Here is a 19,367-nt window from a genome sequence, read left to right as displayed (position 1 = left end):
GGTCAGTCGTCCCAGGCGCTGCCTGCAGCGACGGTTTCGATGCTGATGGCGCTCATCCCCTCCAACGCACGACGCACGGGCGCGAACGAGCGGCGATGATGCGGCGTCACGCCATGCAGGTCGATCGCCGCCAGATGCTGCGGCGTGCCATAGCCGGCATGAACGTCAAACCCGTAGAGCGGAAACTCGATATGCAGCGCGGCCAACTGGCGGTCGCGCGTCACCTTCGCCAGGATGGAGGCCGCCGAAATGGCCGGCACCAGCGCATCGCCCTTGACGATGGCCTCCACCGCAAACGCCACCTGTGGGCAGCGATTGCCGTCCACCTGCACGAGATCCGGAAGCGTGCCCAATGCGGCCACGCCCTGTACCGCACGCTGCATGGCCAGCATGGTCGCGTGCAGGATGTTGATGCGATCAATTTCTTCGACGGTGGCTTCCGCCACGTGCCAGGCGAGCGCCTTTTCGACAATCTCGTCGTACAGCGCCTCACGCTTCCTGGCGGTCAGGATCTTAGAATCAGCCAAGCCCTTGATCGGCTTGCGCGGATTGAGAACGACCGCCGCTGCCGTCACCGGCCCGGCCAACGGCCCACGTCCAGCCTCATCCACGCCACAGAGAATGCGACGCGCGCGCTTGGCCGCCGGCTCCTGCGAGAGGAGCAGGCCAAGCTGGTCCGGATTGGGTTTGCGGGAAGCCATGGGCTTAAAGCTTACCGCGACTGCGTAGCAGATCGACCACGACTTTCGCGCCGATCTCCGCCATATTCTGCTTGAGCGTCAGGTGCATCTGCGTGAAGTGTTCACGCAGGAACGTGGCGTTGCCATGGTCGCTCAGTTGCAGCAGCGTTTCGCGCGCGAGTGCCTCGGGGGTCGCGTCATCCTGCAGCAATTCCGGCACGACAAAGCGGCCGGACAGGATGTTCGGCAGCCCAACGTACGGCAGATAGCCTTTGCGCTTCATGATCTGCGCGGTCAGCCAGGGCACCTTGTAGGTGATGACCATCGGCTTCTTGTACAGCGCCGCTTCCAGCGTGGCCGTGCCGCTGGCCAGCAGGATCACGTCAGCCGCTTCCATGGCTGTGTGCGACTGACCATCGACCACCCACAGATGCAGTCCTGGGTGCTCCGCGCGCATGGCATCGATCCGCTCGCGCAACGTCGCATTGGCCGCCGGCAGCACGAAGGCCAGATCCGGTTCGACCGCCTGCATGCGTGACATCGCCGCAAACAGCGTCGGCCCGAGATGCTTCACTTCGGAATTGCGGCTGCCGGGCAGCACCGCAACGACCTTGCGGCCCAACGGCAGGCCAAGGCGCGTGCGTGCACCCTCCACGTCCGGCACCAGCGGAATCTCATCCGCAAGCGGATGCCCGACGTACGTGGCCGGAATGCCGGCCTTGGCGTAAATTTCGGGCTCGAACGGGAACAGGCAAAGGATATGGTCGACCGCGCGGGCGATCGTCTTGATACGGCCGGCTCGCCATGCCCAGATCGACGGGCTCACGAAGTGCACCACCGGCACTCCCGCCTGCCGCATGGCGATCTCGACGTTGAAATTGAAGTCGGGCGCATCCACGCCGATGAAGGCCAGCGGCGGCTGGGCCAGCAGGTCCTGCTTGAGTTCCTTGCGGATCGCAAGGATTTCGCGCAACTGGCCGAGCACTTCCACGTAGCCGTTGACCGACAGCTTGTGCATCGGCCAGTTCGACTGGAAACCCTGCTCCGTCATGCGCGCACCGCCAATGCCGTTGTAGGCGATGTCGGCAGGCAGTTGTGCGCGCAGCCCCTTCAGCAGCAGCGAGGCCAGCAAATCGCCGGAAGCCTCGCCGGCCACCATGCCGATGCGGCGCACCGGCGCGGCGTTCTGAAGCTGCTCGCTCAACGGACGATGCCGCGCTTGGTGGCGGCAATGAAATCGGCAAACGCGGTCAACACCTCACGGGTCGGGGCGTCATCCGTCTGAGCGATCTGCGCGGCGATTTCAGCCTTGGCCTGATCAAAGCTCAGATCGCTCTTGTAGAGCAGCTTGTACGCCTGGCGCAGACCTGTGATCTGCTCGGCCGTAAAGCCGCGGCGACGAAGGCCCTCCACGTTGATGCCGTGCGGCGCAGCCTTGTTGCCGCCCTTGTCGCTTGCGGCGATCACGAACGGCGGCACATCCTGCACCAGCGCCGATGCGCCACCCAGCATGGCATGCGCGCCGATACGCACGAACTGGTGCACGCCCGACATGCCACCGAGGATCGCCCAGTCACCGACTTCCACGTGGCCCGCGATCTGCGCGTTGCTCGAAAACACCGTGTGGTTGCCCACGCGGCAATCGTGTGCGATATGCACGTAGGCCATGATCCAGTTGTCGTCGCCGATGGACGTGATACCGGCATCCTGGGCAGTGCCAGTATGGATCGCGGTGAATTCGCGGATGGTATTGCGATCGCCGACGATCAACTGCGTCGGCTCGTCGCGATACTTCATGTCCTGCGGCCGGCCGCCCACCGATGCGAAATGGCCAATGCTGTTGTCACGACCCAGCGTCGTGTAGCCCTCGATCACCGTGTGGTGGCCGACTCGCGTGCCCGCGCCCATCCGCACATTCGGGCCCACGACCGTAAACGCGCCGATCTCGACGCTCGAATCCAGTTCGGCATTCGGATCGATCTGCGCGGTCGGATGGATCTTCTGTGCTTGCGTCATGCCTCGCCCTTGGACTTGTCTTCGCGCACGGCACACATGATTTCGGCTTCCACGGCGACTTCACCGTCAACCTTGCCGTACACCTTGAACTTCCACATACCGCTCTTCGAGCGCAGCAGTTCGGCCGTCATCACGAGTTGGTCGCCCGGCGTCACCTGGCGCTTGAAGCGTGCACCGTCAATGCTCACGAACAGGTAGAGCTGGTTTTCCTTGCGCTCGTGATCGGCCTCGCCGAAGGTCAACAGCGCAGCGGTTTGCGCAAGCGCTTCGAGCATCAGCACGCCGGGCATCACCGGATGGCCGGGGAAGTGCCCGTTGAAGAACGGCTCGTTGAACGTCACGTTCTTGATGGCCGTAATCGACTTGCGCGGCTCCAGCGAGATCACGCGGTCAACCAGCAGCATCGGGTAGCGATGCGGCAGCAGGTCGAGAATCTTCTTGATGTTGAAATCGCTGACGACGCTGGGGGTCGCGCTCGTCGCATTCGTTGCTTCGGTCATGATTGTTGCTGCAGGTCTTTGACCCGCTGTTCCAGTTGTTGCAACCGTTCGCGCATGCGCGTCAGGCCTCGGACGATGGCCGCGTTACGCTCCCAGTCGCCATGCGGCATGAACGGGAAAACGCTGGTGAAGTGGCCACCGGGCTTGGTGATGGATTTGGTAATGGATGTGCCGCCCGAAACGGTCACGCGGTCCGCAATGGTCAGGTGGCCGGCAAAATTGGCCGCACCGCCGATGATGCAGTAGCGCCCGATCTTCGTGCTGCCGGAAATGGCCGCGCAGCCCGCGATGACGGTATAGGCACCCACGTGCACGTTGTGCGCGATCTGCACCTGGTTGTCGATCTTGCAGCCCTGTTCGACCACCGTATCGGCCATCGCGCCACGGTCGATGGCGGTGTTTGCGCCGATCTCCACGTCGTCACCAATCACGGCCCGGCCAACCTGCGGAATCTTCACCCATTCGCCGCCCTGCGGCCCGAAGTCGGGTGCAAAGCCGAAGCCATCGGCGCCGATCACGACGCCGCTATGCAGAACGCAGCGCGCGCCAACAACGCAGCCGTGGTAAATCGAAACGTTCGCGTAGAGCAACGTGTCGTCGCCAATCCGGGCATCGGCGCCAACAAAGCTGTTGCCGGCGATGCGCACACGCTCGCCGAGCACAGCACCGGCTTCGATGGTGACGTTCGGGCCGATGGAGCAGGATGCCGGCACCCTGGCGCCCTCTTCCACGCTGGCAGTCCGGTGAATGCCCGGTACAACGGGGCGCGCGGCCAGCGCAACAAAGCGCTGGGCAACGCGCGCAAACGCAGCATACGGATTGGCCGCAATCAGCCAGTTCCGGCCAGCAGCGTGGCCCTGGCTTTCGAGCGTTTCCAGATCGCGGGGCGACACGATGATCGCCCCCGCACCGGAACTCACAGCCTGATTGAGGTACAGCGGATTGGAGAGAAAAGCGAGCTGATCGGCGCCCGCTTGATCCAGCGGCGCGATCGACTTGACGATCAGGCCTGCGTCACCCTGGACGGTCGCGCCGAGCGACGCAGCAAGTTCACCAAGCGAAAACGACATGCGGACAACCTCATTTGGCCGATTGCGAATTCAGCGCCTTGAGCACCTCGTCCGTGATGTCGATGCGAGGGTTCACGTACACGGCTTCCTGCACGATCAGATCGTACTTGCGCTGCTCGGCAATCGAGCGGATCACGCGGTTGGCGCGCTCAAGCACCTGGGCCAGCTCTTCATTGCGGCGCTGGTTCAGGTCTTCACGGAACTCGCGCTGCTTGCGCTGGAAGTCACGATCCAGGTCCGACAGCTCACGCTGACGGCGATTGCGATCAGAATCGGCCAGCACGGCCGAATCCTTGTCCAGCTTGTCGGACATGCCCTTGAGCTTGGAGGCCATGTCCTGCAGCTCGCGGTCGCGCTTGGCGAACTCAGTTTCCAGCTTGGCCTGGGCGGCCTTGGCAGGTTGCGAGTCGCGCAGGATGCGCTCCGAATTGACGGCGGCGATGCGCGCTTCCTGCGCCGTCGCCGGCAGCGCAAAGCTGGCTGCGGCAAGTGCGGCGAAAGCAGCGGACACGCCCATGCGGGACAACGTGATGCGCGTGGATTTCATGATGAATGCAGTCATTAGAATGCAGTCCCGATCTGGAACTGGAAGCGTTGCGTTTGATCTTGGGTCTTCCGCTTGATCGGGAAGCCCATGCTGATCTTGAGCGGGCCGATCGGCGACAGCCACGACAGACCGAAACCGGTCGAGTAGCGCATGTCGCCCAGCTTGTAAGGCTGACCCTCGGCGAACACGTTACCGTAGTCGAAGAACGTGAACAGACGAACGGTGCGGTCCACGCCCGAACCCGGCAGCGGGAAGATGAATTCCACGTTGCCAACGAACTTGCTGGCGCCACCGATGGCCACGCCATTGGCGTCGCGCGGGCCCAGCGTGCTGGTTTCGTAACCGCGCACCGAACCGATACCGCCGGCGTAGTAGTTCTTGAAGACCGGGAAGTCCTTGCCACCGTAACCGTGGCCGTACCCAATTTCGTTGTTGAACGCCATCGTGAACGACTTCGACAGCGGGTAGAAATACTGGTGCTGATAGTACGCGCGGAAGTACTGCAGGTCGCCGCCCGGGATACCGAACTCCAGGTTGGCCTGCTGGTAGCGACCACGCGTCGGCACCAAGGCGCTGTCACGCTGGTCCTTCGACCAGCCGATGGTGATCGGAAAGTTGTTGGTGATGCGGCCGTTCTTCGCGACGTAGTTCTGGTAGGCCAGCGGCGTGTTGGTCGTCACGTCGATGGTCGTGCGCTCGTAGCCGATGCCGAAGAAGACGGTATCGGTTTCAGAGAACGGCACGCCGAACTTGACGTTGCCGCCCTGCTGCACGACGCGGTAGTCCTGGTCACCCGTGTAGTACAGCGGACGGTACGTGCGGTAGTACAGTTCGGTCGAACGGCTGATGCCATCCACCGTGAAGTACGGATCGAACTGCGTCACTGCAATGGTGCGGTTCGACTTGGAAGTGTTCACATCGAGGCCGAGGCTCGTACCGGAGCCGAACACGTTGTCCTGACGGATACCGGCCGACAGCACCAGCTTGTCGGTCGACGAGAAGCCCACGCCCAGGTTGATCTGGCCTGTCGGCTTTTCCGTCACGTTGACGTTTACATCGACCTGATCGGTTGTGCCGGGCACGTCTTCCGTCGTGATGTTCGCATCGGTGAAGTAACCCGTGCGGTTCACGCGGTTCTGCGAAAGCTGCAGCTTCTCGCCGTCGAACCACGAGGCTTCCATCTGGCGCATTTCGCGGCGCACGACTTCGTCGCGGGTCTTGCTGTTGCCGACAACGTTCACGCGACGCACGTACACACGGCGGCCCGGATCGACCACCAGCGTGAGTGCAACCGTGCGGTCCTTCTGGTTGATCTGCGGCTGCGGGTTGATGGTGGCGAAAGCGTAGCCATACGTGCCGAGCAGATCGGTAATCGACTTGGTCGTCGACGAGAGCTTGGCCGACGAGAAGACATCGCCCTGCTTGAGCTTGATGAGCTTCTCCATCTCGGCCTGCTTGCCCAGCAGCTCACCGGTCAGCTTGATGTCCGACACCTTGTACTGCTCACCCTCGTGGATGTTCAGCGTCAGGTAGATGTCCTTCTTGTCCGGCGTGATCGACACCTGGGTCGACTCGATTGCGAATTCCAGGTAACCGCGATCCAAATAGAACGAGCGCAGCGCTTCCAGGTCGGCCGTGAGTTTCTGCTTCGAGTACAGATCGTTCTTGGTGTACCACGACAGCCAGTTCGGCGTGGACAGTTGCATCTCGTCGCGCAGGTCACCTTCCTTGAAGGCCTTGTTGCCGACGATATTGATCTGGCGAATCTTGGCGGTCGGGCCTTCGTCAACCGTAAACGTGATCGACACACGGTTGGCGTCGACCGGCGTAACCGTGGTCGTCACCTCGGCAGCGTAATAGCCGCGCGAAACATACTGGCGCTTGATTTCCTGCTCGGCGCGGTCGATGAGCGACTTGTCGTAGTAACGGGCCTCAGCCACACCCACGCCACGCAGCGTACGACGCAGCGCCTCCTTGTCGAACTCCTTGAAGCCGATGAACTCGAGCTGCGAGATCGCAGGACGCTCTTCCACGCGCACCACCAGCACGTTGCCTTCGGAGCGGATCTGCACGTCCTTGAAGAAGCCGGTGTTGTAGAGCGCGCGAATCGATTCGGCGCCCTTCTCGTCGGTGAAGGTCTCACCCACCTTCACGGGCAAATAGCCGAACACGGTGCCCGGCTCGACGCGCTGCACACCCTCCACGCGAATGTCCTTGACGACGAACGGCTCCACTGCATGAGCCTGACCGGCAGTGACGGTCAGCACGGAAGCCGCCAGCACGCTGAGCGGGAAGCGATGTTGTCTGATCAATCTAATCCCCTAGTTGGATTCAATCGGAATCCACTTCTGAGTGTTTTCAAAACCCTGAGTTGCCCGCTCACGCCGGTGGCAACGATGTGGCTTACCGACCCAAGTTGAATACGGTTTAGCCGCGAGTCAGAAATAACCGACTCAAATCGTTGTACAGGGCGAGCGAAGTGAGAAGCAGGATGCAGGCGACGCCGATCTTCTGAAGGACTGCTTGCCAGGATTCCGGCACGGGTCGGCCAGTCAAAAATTCCACGCAATAATACAGCAAATGCCCCCCATCCAATACCGGAACTGGCAAGAAGTTCAGGACGCCGAGACTCACGCTGATCAACGCGAGAAAGCTCACAAACGTCTGCCAGCCAAGGCTTGCCGCCTTGCCTGCGAAGTCCGCCACCGTGATCGGCCCGCTCAGGTTCTGCAGAGACGCCTGACCAACGATCATCTTGGCCAGCACCTGCAGCGATAGCGCCGAAGTCCGCCAGACCTCGCCCACGGCGTGGCCCAATGCGGCGACCGGCTCATCCCGGATCATCGCCGTTTCCACCTTCTGGTTGAGCTGCGCGCCGAGCTTACCGATCTTCGGGCCCGTGGGGTTCTTGGGATCGGCGTCTGCATCCGGGCGAACGGGCAACGTCATGGGCTGATCGTTGCGCAGGATATCGATCGACGCGTTCTGTTCGGGCATGGCGCGGATCTGCCGGATGAGGTCCATCGCCTGATCGGCAGGCTGGCCGGCGAAGCGAACGATCTGGTCACCCGCCCGCAACCCGGCACGTGCCGCGGCACTGGAGGGCAGCACATCGACGACGGTGACCGGGCCACCGAGCAGGCGCAGACCAATCTGGTCGATCACGTCGGCCTGCGGCGTACGGGCTGCGCTCGGCAAGCCATGAAGACGGGCGGTGCGTTCGACACCATCGGCGCCCCGCACCCGCACAAGCGCATCGCGCCCTGCGATGCCGGCCGAGTACAGGCGCATGCGCACGTCGCTCCAGCTGCGCACGGGCGCAGGCGTTTCATCGTCCGTACCGATCGCGGTCACGCGGTCCCTGGCACGCAGGTCGGCCTGGGCAGCAATGCTGCCAGGCGGGGGAGCGCCGAGGATAGGTAACGGCTCGATTGCGCCAACCCATGCCAGCACTGCATAGAGGACAATCGCGAGCAGAAAATTGGCGATCGGCCCCGCAGCCACGATGGCGAATCGCTTGTAAACCGGTTGGTGGTCGAAGGTGCGCGGGAGGTCTTCGGGGAGGATGGGCGGATCTTTCTCGGGGTCTCGTGAGCCCTCGCCCAACATCTTGACGTAGCCGCCCAGCGGAATGGCGCAGATCGTCCATTCGGTGCGGTCAGGGCCGCGCCCCACATGGCGGAACAGCACCTTGCCGAAGCCGACGGAAAACCGGAGCACCTTCACGCCGCACAGGCGCGCGACACTGTAGTGGCCCAGTTCGTGAATGACGATCAGTACCGCGATCGCAAAGACAAACGCTAAAACGGTCTGCAAAACCTTCTCCGGATGCACTGAAGGGCACGCGCTGGTTGACCCCGCGCGAAGCCGCTATGTTACCCGCTTGCTCTGACGGGGCGCTTTCAGGCGGCCGGCAGTTGCGCGCATGCGGTCGCGATATAGCGCTCCGCCTGCTGACGCGCTTGGGCGTCGGCCGCAAATACGGTGTCGAGCGAGTCGGCGGGCACGATAGAAGTACGGGCGAGCGTGTCACCCACCACGGCAGCAATCTCGGTGAACCGGATGCGGCGCTGTAAAAATGCTTCGACAGCCACCTCGTTGGCCGCGTTCAGAGCAGCAGGTGCCGTACCACCGGCGCGCAGTGCATCAAAGGCCAGCGCCAGACACGGGAAGCGGCGCAGATCCGGCGCCTCGAACGTCAGTGCACCTGTGGTCACGAGATCGAGCAGCGGAACACCGGCCTCAATGCGCTCAGGGTAGGCCAAGCCGTAGGCAATCGGCGTGCGCATGTCCGGATTGCCCAGCTGCGCCAGCACGGAGCCATCGTCGTAGCCGACCATCGAATGGATGACACTCTGCGGGTGGATCAGCACTTCGAGATGCTCGACCGGCACGCCAAACAGCCAGTACGCCTCGATCACCTCCAGCCCCTTGTTCATCATGGTGGCGGAGTCAACGGAGATCTTGCGCCCCATCACCCAGTTCGGATGCGCGCAAGCCTGATCGGGCGTGACATCAGCAAGCGAATCAACGGCACGCGTACGGAACGGACCACCTGATGCCGTCAGGACGATGCGCGACACGCCGCGCCCGAACTGCGGAACTTGCTGAGGAAGGCATTGGAAGATGGCGTTGTGCTCGCTGTCGATCGGGAGCACGGTGGCGCCATGCTCACGCACGGCGTCCATGAAGAGCGCGCCGGACATCACCAGCGCCTCCTTGTTGGCCAGGAGCACGCGCTTGCCGGCGCGCACGGCGGCAAGCGTCGGGCGCAAACCTGCCGCCCCAACGATGGCGGCCATCACGGCATCGCAGTCAGGGTGGGCGGCGGCCTCTTCCAGCGCCTTGGTGCCAGAACAGATTTCGATGCCGGCAGCTTCTGTGCCCAGTTGGTCACGCAATGCATCCGCCGCAGCCGCCGAACCGAGCACCGCCATCTTCGGGCGAAACTCACGGCAGAGCACCGCGAGCTTGTCGGCCTGCGCGTTGGCGGTCAGCGCAAAAACGCTGTATTTGTCGGGATGACGGCGCACCACGTCGAGCGTGCTGTCGCCAATGGAGCCAGTGGCGCCAAGAACGGTCAAACGCATCATGTTCAGACGCCTCAGGAAATCAGCAGCGCAGCCAGCGGAAACACTGGCAGCAGTGCGTCGATACGATCGAGCACACCGCCGTGGCCGGGCAACAGGCGGCTGCTGTCTTTCATGCCGACCTGACGCTTGAGCAGGGATTCAAACAAATCGCCGCCGACGCTTGCGGCCACCAGCAAGATGGTCAGCGCCAGGGCTGCAACCGCACCGCGCTGATCAAACTCGTGCGAGAACCACGTCGGCGCAAACCAATGCGTGATGCCGGCCACGGTGGCGATCACTGCAACGAGCACGGCACCGCCGATCGCCCCTTCCCACGATTTGCCTGGGCTGATGGTCGGTGCCAGCTTGCGGCGACCCATGGCCTTGCCGACAAAATAGGCACCCACATCGGCCGCCCACACGAGCACCGCCACCGACAGCAGGAAGGCGACGCCGTGCGTGCGCAATTCAATAGCCCCATGCACGAACGCCGGCAGCATCACCAAACCAAGCAACGTGAAAACGATTTTGCGCGTGCCGTGCAGCTCGCGCACGCCACCGGCGAGCAGCGCCCAGGCGATCACCCATGCGACGACTGCGCCATGGAACAGCGGCTGCACATCACCGCGAACGGGAATGTCGTGCCAGGCGATCGTCAGCATGACGACAACGATCGCATAGACAACCGGCCCCCACCAGCCCGGCAGGCGCACGAGACGCCCCCACTCCCACGCGGCGAGGGCTGCAACCACCGTCACGAGCCCGGCCAGGCCGGCGGGCGGCGCAAAGAACAGAATGGGCAGGATGACAATCAGCAGGCAGACAGCGGTAATGACGCGAGTCAGCAGCATGTGTCAGGCTCCGGCGGATAGCGCGGGGGGAACATCGGGCTCGAGCTGGGCGCTTGTGCGGCCGAAGCGGCGCTCGCGGTTGCGATACCACGCAAAGGCGCGATCGAGTTCTGCGGCATCGAAATCGGGCCAGTAGCGATCGGTGAAGTACAGCTCGGAATACGCAAGCTGCCAGAGCAGAAAGTTGCTGATGCGTTGCTCGCCACCGGTGCGGATGAACAAATCCGGCTCCGGCGCGTAGGACAGCGCCATGTACGGCGCGAGCATCTCTTCGGTGATGGCGTCGGGTGCAATGCCGGGCTTTGCCGTCAACAAGGCGCGCATGGCTTGCAGGATGTCCCAGCGCCCGCCGTAGTTGGCGAGGATCGTGACGGTCAGACCGGGATTGGCAGCCGTCTTGGCCTCAGCTTCGCGAATCAAGAGCTGGATGCGCGGGCTGAACGCAGACAGATCGCCCACCACGCGCAAGCGGATGCCGTTGTCGTGCAGCTTGCTGACCTCGCGGCGCAGCGCCGTCATGAACAGCTTCATGAGGAAGGTGACTTCCTCGGCCGGACGACGCCAGTTTTCGGAGCTGAACGCAAACAGCGTCAGGTAACCGACGCCTCGGCGTGCCGCCGCTTCAACGGTTGCACGCACGGCGTCGAGGCCGCGGCTATGCCCGGCCACGCGCGGCAGATGCCGTTCGGTGGCCCAGCGGCCGTTACCGTCCATGATGACGGCAACGTGGCGCGGCGTATCGGCGGTGTCGGGCACCGCCAGTGTGGAACTGATATGCATGAATCGGGCTTCCCACCGCATGCGCCCAATGCGCCGGCGGCGGGAGACGGCCTTACACCGTCATGATTTCCTTGTCTTTCTCGGCGACCAGCTTGTCGATCTCGGCGACGAACTTGTCGGTCAGCTTCTGAACCTCGTCTCCGCCGCGACGCTCGTCGTCTTCCGAGATGGCCTTGTCCTTCACCAGCTTCTTGAGCTGTTCGTTGGCATCGCGGCGCAGGTTGCGCACGGCGACCTTGGCATCTTCGCCCTCGCCCTTCACTACCTTGGTCAGCTCCTTGCGGCGCTCTTCGGTCAGCGCAGGCGTCGGCACGCGAATGATGTCGCCCATGGTGGCGGGATTCAGGCCGAGGTCCGCTTCACGGATGGCCTTCTCGACGGCTTGCACCATCTTCTTTTCCCACGGTTGCACGCCAATCGTGCGTGCATCCACCAGGGTCACGTTGGCAACCTGGCTGATCGGCACCATCGAGCCGTAGTAGTCGACTTGCACGTGATCGAGCAGACCGGTGTGGGCACGGCCAGTACGGATCTTGGCCAGATCCGTCTTCAGAGCCTCAATCGACTTCTGCATCTTCTGCTCGGCATTCTTTTTGACATCGGCGACGCTCATACTTCCTCCGAACGATAACGGCGGTCTGCCGAACTTGCGCCCCGGAAAACGACACAGGACACCGGCAAGACCAAAAAGACAATAGGCGATTTTACATGGAAGCCGCTCGCCAACGCCATTTACGCAGGGTCAGCGAACGGCAAAAAAGGCGCCTGCAACGAGGCTTGCTGCTGGCTTCAGACGTGCACCAGCGTGCCTTCGTCTTCACCCAGGATCACGCGCTTGAGCGCGCCGGGCTTCTGAATGGAGAACACCTTGATCGGCAGCTTCTGGTCGCGGCACAGCGCGAAAGCGGTCGCGTCCATCACCTGCAGGTTGCGCGAAATGGCTTCATCGAACGTGATGGTGGTGTAGCGGGTGGCGCTCGGGTCCTTCTTTGGATCAGCGGTATAGACACCGTCCACCTTGGTGGCCTTGAGGACGATCTCGGCGCCGATTTCCGAGCCCCGCAGCGCGGCGGCGGTGTCGGTCGTGAAGAACGGGTTGCCGGTGCCGGCCGCGAAAATCACGATCTTGCCCTCTTCCAACTGGCGGATCGCACGGGGGCGGATGTACGGCTCGACCACTTGGTCCAGGCGCAGCGCCGATTGCACACGGCCTTCGAGATTGGCGTGACGCATGGCGTCCTGCAGAGCAAGCGCGTTCATCATGGTGGCCAGCATGCCCATGTAATCGGCCGTGGCGCGATCCATGCCGGCGGCACCCCCCGCGACACCGCGGAAGATGTTGCCGCCGCCGATCACCACTGCCACCTGCACGCCCAGCTTCACGATTTCGGCGATATCGTTGACCATCCCTTCGATGGTGCTGCGGTTGATGCCGAAGGCATCGTCGCCCATCAGGGCTTCGCCGGAAAGTTTGAGTAGAACGCGCTTATAGGCAGGCATGGAGATCCTCGTGACGATTCCTGGTACGGGAAACAGGAAAGGGGGAAATGACGCTGCGGATATGATAACGACGTGCAAAGCGGGGACTTCGCACATCCCGCAACCTTCTTGCGCGGAAGCCTTCGGGACATTCACCAACGATGCCCGCGCAAGCAGGCTGCACCTGCAAACAGGGCACCTTTCGGTGCCCTGTTTGTTCGGCATTATACGGCTGCGCCAATGGTGGAAACGACGCCTCCCGGCCTGCGCCGGAGGGCGAATCGCCGCACCATCGGAAGCGGCCGTCGCAGCATTACGCCTGTTGCTTGGCAGCGGCCACCTGGGCAGCCACTTCAGCAGCGAAGTCGTCTTGCTTCTTCTCGATGCCCTCGCCCACCACGTACAGCGTGAAAGCCTTCACGGTCGTGTTGGCGGCCTTGAGCATCTGCTCAACGGTCTGCTTGTCGTTCTTCACGAACGGCTGGTTCAGCAGCGACACTTCCTTCAGGTACTTCTGCACGCTGCCTTCCACCATCTTGGCAACGATTTCAGCCGGCTTGCCCGATTCAGCAGCCTTCTGCTCAGCAACGCTGCGCTCCTTGGCGACCAGTTCGGCCGGCACGTCGTCAGCCGACAGCGACACCGGCTTCATGGCGGCAGCCTGCATTGCAGCGTCCTTAGCCGCCACTTCGTTGCCTTCGAATGCCACCATCACGCCAATGCGCGTGCCGTGCAGATACGAAGTCAGCTGCGTGCCTTCGAAACGCTGGAAGCGGCGGATCGTCATGTTCTCGCCGATCTTGCCGATCAGGCGGGTGCGCACGGCTTCGACCGTTTCATCGCCGATCGACAGGGCCGACAGGGCAGCCACGTCAGCCGGGTTCTTCTGAGCGATCAGCTTGGCAACCTCGTTGGTGAAAGCCAGGAAATCGTCGTTCTTCGAGACGAAGTCGGTTTCGCAGTTCACTTCGACCAGGGCGCCCGTGGTGCCCTCGACGAACGCTGCGACCACGCCTTCAGCGGTGACGCGGCTGGAAGCCTTGCCCGCCTTGTTGCCCAGCTTCACGCGCAGGATCTCTTCAGCCTTTTCCAGGTTGCCTTCGGCTTCGGTCAGGGCCTTCTTGCATTCCATCATCGGCGCGTCGGTCTTTGCGCGCAGCTCTGCAACCATGCTTGCGGTAATTGCCGCCATTCTCATGCTCCTTGTTTCAGATCGTCGTCCGGTCGCGTGCGGATCCTTCCTCGCCTCGCGCCGGCCTGTCGTCCGGTTTCCATCCGGCCGCCCCACGAAATACGACGCGCGTGGGGCATCCGCATGACAAATTTCAAAAAAAAGGGGCGTTTGTTACGCGCCCCTGTCTGGCCATCAGCCCTGATCTGCTCCATCAGGTGCGGCCTGGCACGCGTCCCGCACGATCAAGCTGCGGGCGCCCGCCTTCTTGTGTTTAGCCTTCTTGGACTTCGACGAAGTCATCACCGCCGCGAGCGGCTTCAACCACTTCCTGGACCGCGTTGGCGCGGCCTTCCAGGATCGCGTCGGCCACGCCGCGCACGTACAGAGCAACAGCCTTGCTCGAGTCGTCGTTACCCGGGATGACGTAGTCGATGCCTTCCGGCGAGTGGTTCGTGTCAACCACGCCGATCACCGGAATGCCCAGCTTGGCGGCTTCGGTCACGGCAATCTTGTGGTAGCCAACGTCCACCACGAAGATGGCGTCTGGAATGCCGCCCATGTCCTTGATGCCGCCAATGGACTTCACCAGCTTGTCCATTTCGCGTTCGAACATCAGCGCTTCCTTCTTGCTCATGGTTTCGGTCGCGCCGGCTTCCTTGGCGACTTCCATGTCCTTCAGGCGCTTGATCGAGGTCTTGACCGTCTTGAAGTTGGTCAGCATGCCGCCGAGCCAGCGGCTGTCAACGAACGGCATACCTGCGCGAGCCGCTTCTTCAGCCAGGATCTCACGCGATTGGCGCTTCGTGCCGACGAACAGGATGGTGCCCCGGTTGGCTGCCAGTTGGCGCACGTACTTCAGTGCGTCCTGGTACATCGGCAGCGTCTTTTCCAGGTTGATGATGTGAATCTTGTTGCGATGGCCGAAGATGAAGGGGGCCATCTTGGGGTTCCAGAAGCGGGTCTGGTGGCCAAAGTGGACACCGGCTTCCAGCATTTCGCGCATGGTCACGGACATGAAATTCTCCAGTCGGGTTAGGTCTAAAGCCGCCTCAGACATCTTTCGCATGCGATACGAAAAACACCCGCGGTGAAGCGGCTCGCGATTTCAAGCGCCACCGGCCACATGACCGGCAACTGCTTAGCCAGCGATTATAGCGGCAAAAACCCAATCGACTCAAGGCCTTCCGAGCCTTCGCGACAAACGGCCCGAGGCTGGCGCCGAGCGCCCGAAAACCCCGGCCCGGGCGCTTTGGTGCGATAATTCACACTTTAGCCACGACGCGGCGCTTCGCGCGCTTGCGTGCAGAAAGAGTCACAGCATGGCCGTTACCATTCACACTGCCGAAGACATTGCGCACATGCGCGTCGCCTGCCGGCTCGCGTCCGAAGTCCTGGATTACATCACGCCGTTCGTGACGCCCGGCGTGACCACGGGCAAGCTGAACGAGCTGTGCCACGCCTACATGCGTGACGTGCAAGGCACTGTGCCGGCGCCATTGAACTATGCCCCGCCGGGCTATCCGCCCTTCCCGGCATCGATCTGCTCGTCGGTCAACGACGTGATCTGCCACGGCATTCCGGGCGACAAGGTGCTCAAAAGCGGCGACATCGTCAACCTCGACATCACCGTCATCACCAAGGAAGGCTATTACGGCGACACCAGCCGCACCTTCGTCGTCGGCGAAGGGTCGATCCTGGCCAAACGCCTGACGCAGGTCACGTTCGAATGCATGTGGAAGGGCATTGCGGCCGTGCGTCCGGGCGCGCGCCTGGGCGACATCGGCCACGTGATCCAGCAGCACGCCGAAGCCGCCGGCTACAGCGTGGTGCGCGAATATTGCGGCCACGGCATCGGCAAGAAATTCCACGAAGATCCGCAGATCCTGCACTACGGCCGCCCGGGTACCGGGATGGAACTGAAGGCCGGCATGATCTTCACGATTGAACCGATGATCAACGCGGGCAAGCGCGACATCCGCACGATGCCCGACCAGTGGACCGTCAAGACGCGTGATCGCAGCCTGTCGGCGCAGTGGGAACACACGCTTCTGGTGACGGAGACTGGCCACGAAGTGCTGACCGTGTCCGCCTTGACGCCACCGGCACCGGAATTCGTACACGAAGGCGCTCCGGCCACGGCCTGATCCTAACGGGCGAGCCGCACCGTCAGCGGCAGCAATGTCACGCTGATCTCGCCCCGCACCGGCTCAACCCCTGCAGCGACCGGCTCATTCCGGTCGCTGTTTCATTCACGCTCCACTCATGCCCTCTGCTGCCGCCGCTCCTGCCGAAGAAGCCCATCCGCGCGACGCCCTGAAAACTGAGCGCGCGCACCTGTTCGCGCAGTTCGACCAGCACGCCAACGTTCAGCAGCTCGTGACCAAGCTGGCACGCGCGGTGGACCGTGCGCTCGTGCGTCTCTGGCAGGAAGAGCAGATGCCCCCCACCTGCGCGCTGATTGCCGTGGGCGGCTACGGGCGCGGCGAGCTGTTTCCGCATTCCGATGTGGACATCCTCCTGTTGCTGCCAGGCACCGCAGACAAAGCCTTGGAGGCCCGGCTGGAGGCCTTCATCGGCCGCTGCTGGGACATGGGGTTGGACATCGGCTCCTCGGTGCGCACGGTTGACGAGTGCATCAAGGAAGCCGCACAAGACGTAACAGTACGCACGTCGCTGCTGGAAGCGCGTCTGCTGACGGGCGACGAAGGTTTGTACCGCACGTTCGAGACGCACTATCAAGGCCATCTGGACGCCGCAGATTTCTTCCAGTCGAAACTGCTGGAGATGCGCCAGAGGCATGCCAAGTACCAGGACACGCCGTATTCGCTCGAGCCGAACTGCAAGGAAAGCCCCGGTGGTCTGCGCGACCTGCAGGTGATTCTGTGGATGACGCGCGCGGCAGGTTTCGGTTCCAGCTGGAACGAGTTGCTTGCCAACGGCCTGCTCACACGCCGTGAAGCACAGGAACTGGTGAGCAACGAGCGCCTGCTCAAAACCGTGCGTGCGCGTCTGCACCTGCTGGCCGGGCGTCGTCAGGACGTGTTGGTGTTCGACCTGCAGACGCAGCTGGCCGAATCGTTCGGTTACCGCCCGACCACCGCCAAGCGCGCGAGCGAACAACTCATGCGCCGCTATTACTGGGTAGCCAAGGCAGTCACACAGCTCAATACCGTGGTGCTGCAGAACATCGAGGCGCGGCTGTTTCCGAGCGAGCTGGGTATCACACGCAAGATCAACGATCGTTTTGTCGAGCGCCAAGGCATGCTCGAAATTGCCGACGCCGATCTCTACCAGCGCGAGCCGACGGCCATTCTTGAAACGTTCCTGCTGTACGAGCAGACGCGCGGCATCAAGGGACTGGCAGCCAGCACGCTGCGGGCGCTCTACAACGCCCGGACGTTGATGGACGCCAAATGGCGCAAGGATCCGGCTAATCGCGCGCTGTTCCTGTCGATCCTGCAGCAGCCGCAGGGCATCACGCACGCGCTGCGCCTGATGAACCAGACCAGCGTGCTCGGCCGCTACCTGGTCAACTTCCGTCGCATCGTCGGGCAGATGCAGCATGACCTGTTCCACGTCTACACGGTCGATCAGCACATCCTGATGGTGGTGCGCAACATCCGCCGCTTCGCCATCGTCGAGCACACGCACGAGTTCCCGTTCTGCAGCCAGTTGATGGCGAACTTCGACAAGCCGTGGGTGCTGACCGTGGCGGCGCTGTTCCATGACATTGCGAAGGGGCGCGGCGGTGACCACTCCGTGCTCGGCATGTCCGACGCACGCCGCTTCTGCAAGGAACACGGCATCGCCAAGGAAGACGCCGACCTGATCGTCTGGCTGGTCGAACACCACCTGACCATGAGCCAGGTCGCGCAGAAGCAGGACCTGGGCGATCCCGAAGTCATCCGCCATTTCGCTGATCTGGTCGGTACCGAACGCCGGCTGACCGCGCTGTATCTGCTGACCGTTGCCGACATCCGCGGCACCAGCCCAAAGGTGTGGAACGCCTGGAAGGGCAAGCTGCTGGAAGACCTGTATCGCATGACGCTGCGAGTGCTCGGCGGTGCCACCACCGACCCGCACGCCGTGCTCGAAGGCCGCAAGGAAGAAGCGCGCGCGCTGCTGCGCCTGGCCGCGCTGGACGACACCGCGCACGAGGCGCTGTGGAAACAGCTCGACGTGGGCGTGTTCCTGCGCCACGACGCGCGCGATATCGCCTGGTTCACGCGGCACTTCTACAACCGTGTCGACACGACGATCCCGATCGTGCGCGCACGCATTTCACCGGCGGGCGTGGGCTTGCAGGTGGCTGTGTACTCGCCGGATCGGCCCGATCTTTTTGCGCGCATCTGCGGCTACTTCGAACGCAAGAGCCTGACGATCCTGGACGCCAAGATCCACACCACCAAACACGGCTACGCGCTCGACACCTTCCAGGTGGCCGACCCCAGCAGCGGCCTTGTGGAGCCCGGGCATTACCGCGACATCATCACGCTGGTCGAACACGAACTGGCCGAACAGATCTCGCGCGAAACCGCCCTGCCGGAGCCGCCGCGGGGGCGCATCTCGCGCCAGTCGCGCAGCTTCCCGATCAAACCGCGCGTCGACCTGCGGGCGGACGAGCGCGGCCAGTATTACCTGCTCTCCATTTCCGCGACCGACCGCACCGGTCTGCTCTACGCCATTGCCCGCGTGCTCGCACACCGCCGCGTGTCGGTACACACCGCGCGCATCAACACGCTTGGCGAGCGCGTGGAAGACATCTTCCTGGTCGACGGCACGCGCCTGACCCAGGACAACAAACTGCAGCTCGAACTTGAAAGCGAGCTGCTTGATGCGCTCGCCATCTGAGCGCCAGCCTTACCGGTCTAGATTCATGACTACCGATTCCGATGATTTTCCGGGCGACGACGACAAGCACCGCGCCAGCGACCCGACTCAGCGCGCCACCCGCCCGGGCAAGCGCGCCACGCTCGGCGTGCGCCGCGACGACGAAGGCAATGCCGTACGCTCCACCACCGGCAAGCCGCTGCGCTCATCCGACCTGAACCGCGAGCGCCAGCCGCTGCGCCCATCGCAGCGCCGGCCCAAACCGGAAGAAGGCGCCGGTAAGCCGCCGCGCCCCGCGCGCCCCCCGCGCCGCGACGACGACGGCCAGACGCGCGAAGCCAAGCCGCGCCGCATGCAAGGCGATCGCC

At 63.1% G+C, this 19,367-nt stretch carries 17 protein-coding genes and 1 pseudogene; 3 read left to right on the top strand and 15 right to left on the bottom strand.

The genetic code is table 11. The features are described from left to right. Window positions 1–2: 2 nt before the first annotated feature. The 15 genes from rnhB to rpsB form a co-directional block, all read right to left on the bottom strand. Window positions 3–701 carry a ribonuclease HII gene (gene rnhB / locus BEK68_RS14850; RefSeq protein ID WP_004626700.1) on the bottom strand — a complete coding sequence of 233 codons (699 nt, stop codon included), beginning with the start codon at window positions 699–701 and terminating at the stop codon, window positions 3–5. Window positions 702–705: 4 nt separating this feature from the next. Further along, window positions 706–1,839, bottom strand: coding sequence for a lipid-A-disaccharide synthase (gene lpxB, locus BEK68_RS14845; RefSeq protein ID WP_012435458.1), 1,134 nt, complete (start codon window positions 1,837–1,839; stop codon window positions 706–708). 41 nt (window positions 1,840–1,880) lie between these two features. Beyond that, on the bottom strand, window positions 1,881–2,696 hold the full coding sequence (gene lpxA / locus BEK68_RS14840; RefSeq protein ID WP_012435457.1) for an acyl-ACP--UDP-N-acetylglucosamine O-acyltransferase: 816 nt from the start codon (window positions 2,694–2,696) through the stop codon (window positions 1,881–1,883). After that, entirely contained in the window at window positions 2,693–3,196 is a 504-nt protein-coding gene (gene fabZ / locus BEK68_RS14835; RefSeq protein WP_012435456.1) for a 3-hydroxyacyl-ACP dehydratase FabZ, read from the bottom strand. The genes lpxA and fabZ overlap by 4 nt, the downstream gene beginning before the upstream one ends. After that, window positions 3,193–4,266, bottom strand: coding sequence for a UDP-3-O-(3-hydroxymyristoyl)glucosamine N-acyltransferase (gene lpxD / locus BEK68_RS14830; RefSeq protein ID WP_004626690.1), 1,074 nt, complete (start codon window positions 4,264–4,266; stop codon window positions 3,193–3,195). The genes fabZ and lpxD overlap by 4 nt, the downstream gene beginning before the upstream one ends. 10 nt (window positions 4,267–4,276) lie before the next feature. Beyond that, window positions 4,277–4,828, bottom strand: coding sequence for an OmpH family outer membrane protein (locus tag BEK68_RS14825; protein ID WP_012435455.1), 552 nt, complete (start codon window positions 4,826–4,828; stop codon window positions 4,277–4,279). After that, window positions 4,828–7,125, bottom strand: a complete 2,298-nt coding sequence (gene bamA, locus BEK68_RS14820; RefSeq protein WP_012435454.1) for an outer membrane protein assembly factor BamA — start codon at window positions 7,123–7,125, stop codon at window positions 4,828–4,830. Before bamA ends, BEK68_RS14825 begins: the two co-directional genes overlap by 1 nt. A 115-nt stretch (window positions 7,126–7,240) precedes the next feature. Then, a complete protein-coding gene (gene rseP / locus BEK68_RS14815) occupies window positions 7,241–8,629 on the bottom strand; it encodes an RIP metalloprotease RseP (protein WP_012435453.1) in 1,389 nt (462 codons plus the stop codon). Between the two features lie 86 nt (window positions 8,630–8,715). Then, a complete protein-coding gene (gene ispC / locus BEK68_RS14810) occupies window positions 8,716–9,906 on the bottom strand; it encodes a 1-deoxy-D-xylulose-5-phosphate reductoisomerase (protein WP_012435452.1) in 1,191 nt (396 codons plus the stop codon). A gap of 11 nt (window positions 9,907–9,917) precedes the next feature. Beyond that, window positions 9,918–10,736 carry a phosphatidate cytidylyltransferase gene (locus tag BEK68_RS14805; RefSeq protein WP_004626677.1) on the bottom strand — a complete coding sequence of 273 codons (819 nt, stop codon included), beginning with the start codon at window positions 10,734–10,736 and terminating at the stop codon, window positions 9,918–9,920. A gap of 3 nt (window positions 10,737–10,739) precedes the next feature. Further along, window positions 10,740–11,516, bottom strand: coding sequence for a polyprenyl diphosphate synthase (gene uppS, locus BEK68_RS14800; RefSeq protein ID WP_004626675.1), 777 nt, complete (start codon window positions 11,514–11,516; stop codon window positions 10,740–10,742). 52 nt (window positions 11,517–11,568) lie between these two features. Beyond that, window positions 11,569–12,129 (bottom strand): ribosome recycling factor, encoded by a 561-nt coding sequence (gene frr, locus BEK68_RS14795; protein WP_004626673.1) that lies wholly within the window; start codon window positions 12,127–12,129, stop codon window positions 11,569–11,571. 176 nt (window positions 12,130–12,305) lie between these two features. Next, window positions 12,306–13,016 carry a UMP kinase gene (gene pyrH, locus BEK68_RS14790; protein ID WP_009238238.1) on the bottom strand — a complete coding sequence of 237 codons (711 nt, stop codon included), beginning with the start codon at window positions 13,014–13,016 and terminating at the stop codon, window positions 12,306–12,308. Between the two features lie 292 nt (window positions 13,017–13,308). Next, window positions 13,309–14,187, bottom strand: a complete 879-nt coding sequence (tsf, locus tag BEK68_RS14785) for a translation elongation factor Ts (RefSeq protein ID WP_004626669.1) — start codon at window positions 14,185–14,187, stop codon at window positions 13,309–13,311. A 253-nt stretch (window positions 14,188–14,440) separates the two neighbouring features. Then, the gene (rpsB, locus tag BEK68_RS14780; protein WP_004626667.1) at window positions 14,441–15,184 is read right to left on the bottom strand and encodes a 30S ribosomal protein S2; all 744 of its coding nucleotides are present in this window, start codon (window positions 15,182–15,184) and stop codon (window positions 14,441–14,443) included. A 304-nt stretch (window positions 15,185–15,488) separates the two neighbouring features. Here rpsB and map point away from each other — a divergent pair, with 304 nt between their 5' ends. From map to BEK68_RS14765, 3 genes and pseudogenes are all read left to right on the top strand, one after another. Further along, entirely contained in the window at window positions 15,489–16,313 is an 825-nt protein-coding gene (map, locus tag BEK68_RS14775; protein WP_012435451.1) for a type I methionyl aminopeptidase, read from the top strand. Window positions 16,314–16,431: 118 nt separating this feature from the next. After that, a complete protein-coding gene (locus BEK68_RS14770) occupies window positions 16,432–19,020 on the top strand; it encodes a [protein-PII] uridylyltransferase (protein WP_012435450.1) in 2,589 nt (862 codons plus the stop codon). Continuing rightward, a pseudogene (locus BEK68_RS14765) lies at window positions 19,004–19,367 on the top strand (pseudouridine synthase); the annotation flags it as partial. The gene BEK68_RS14770 and the pseudogene BEK68_RS14765, both read left to right, overlap by 17 nt.

This window comes from Ralstonia pickettii (genome assembly GCF_001699815.1).
Classification (GTDB): Bacteria; Pseudomonadota; Gammaproteobacteria; order Burkholderiales; family Burkholderiaceae; genus Ralstonia; species Ralstonia thomasii.
The sequence above is the reverse complement of the archived record's forward strand: the minus strand, read 5'-3'. Positions and strand labels throughout refer to the sequence as shown.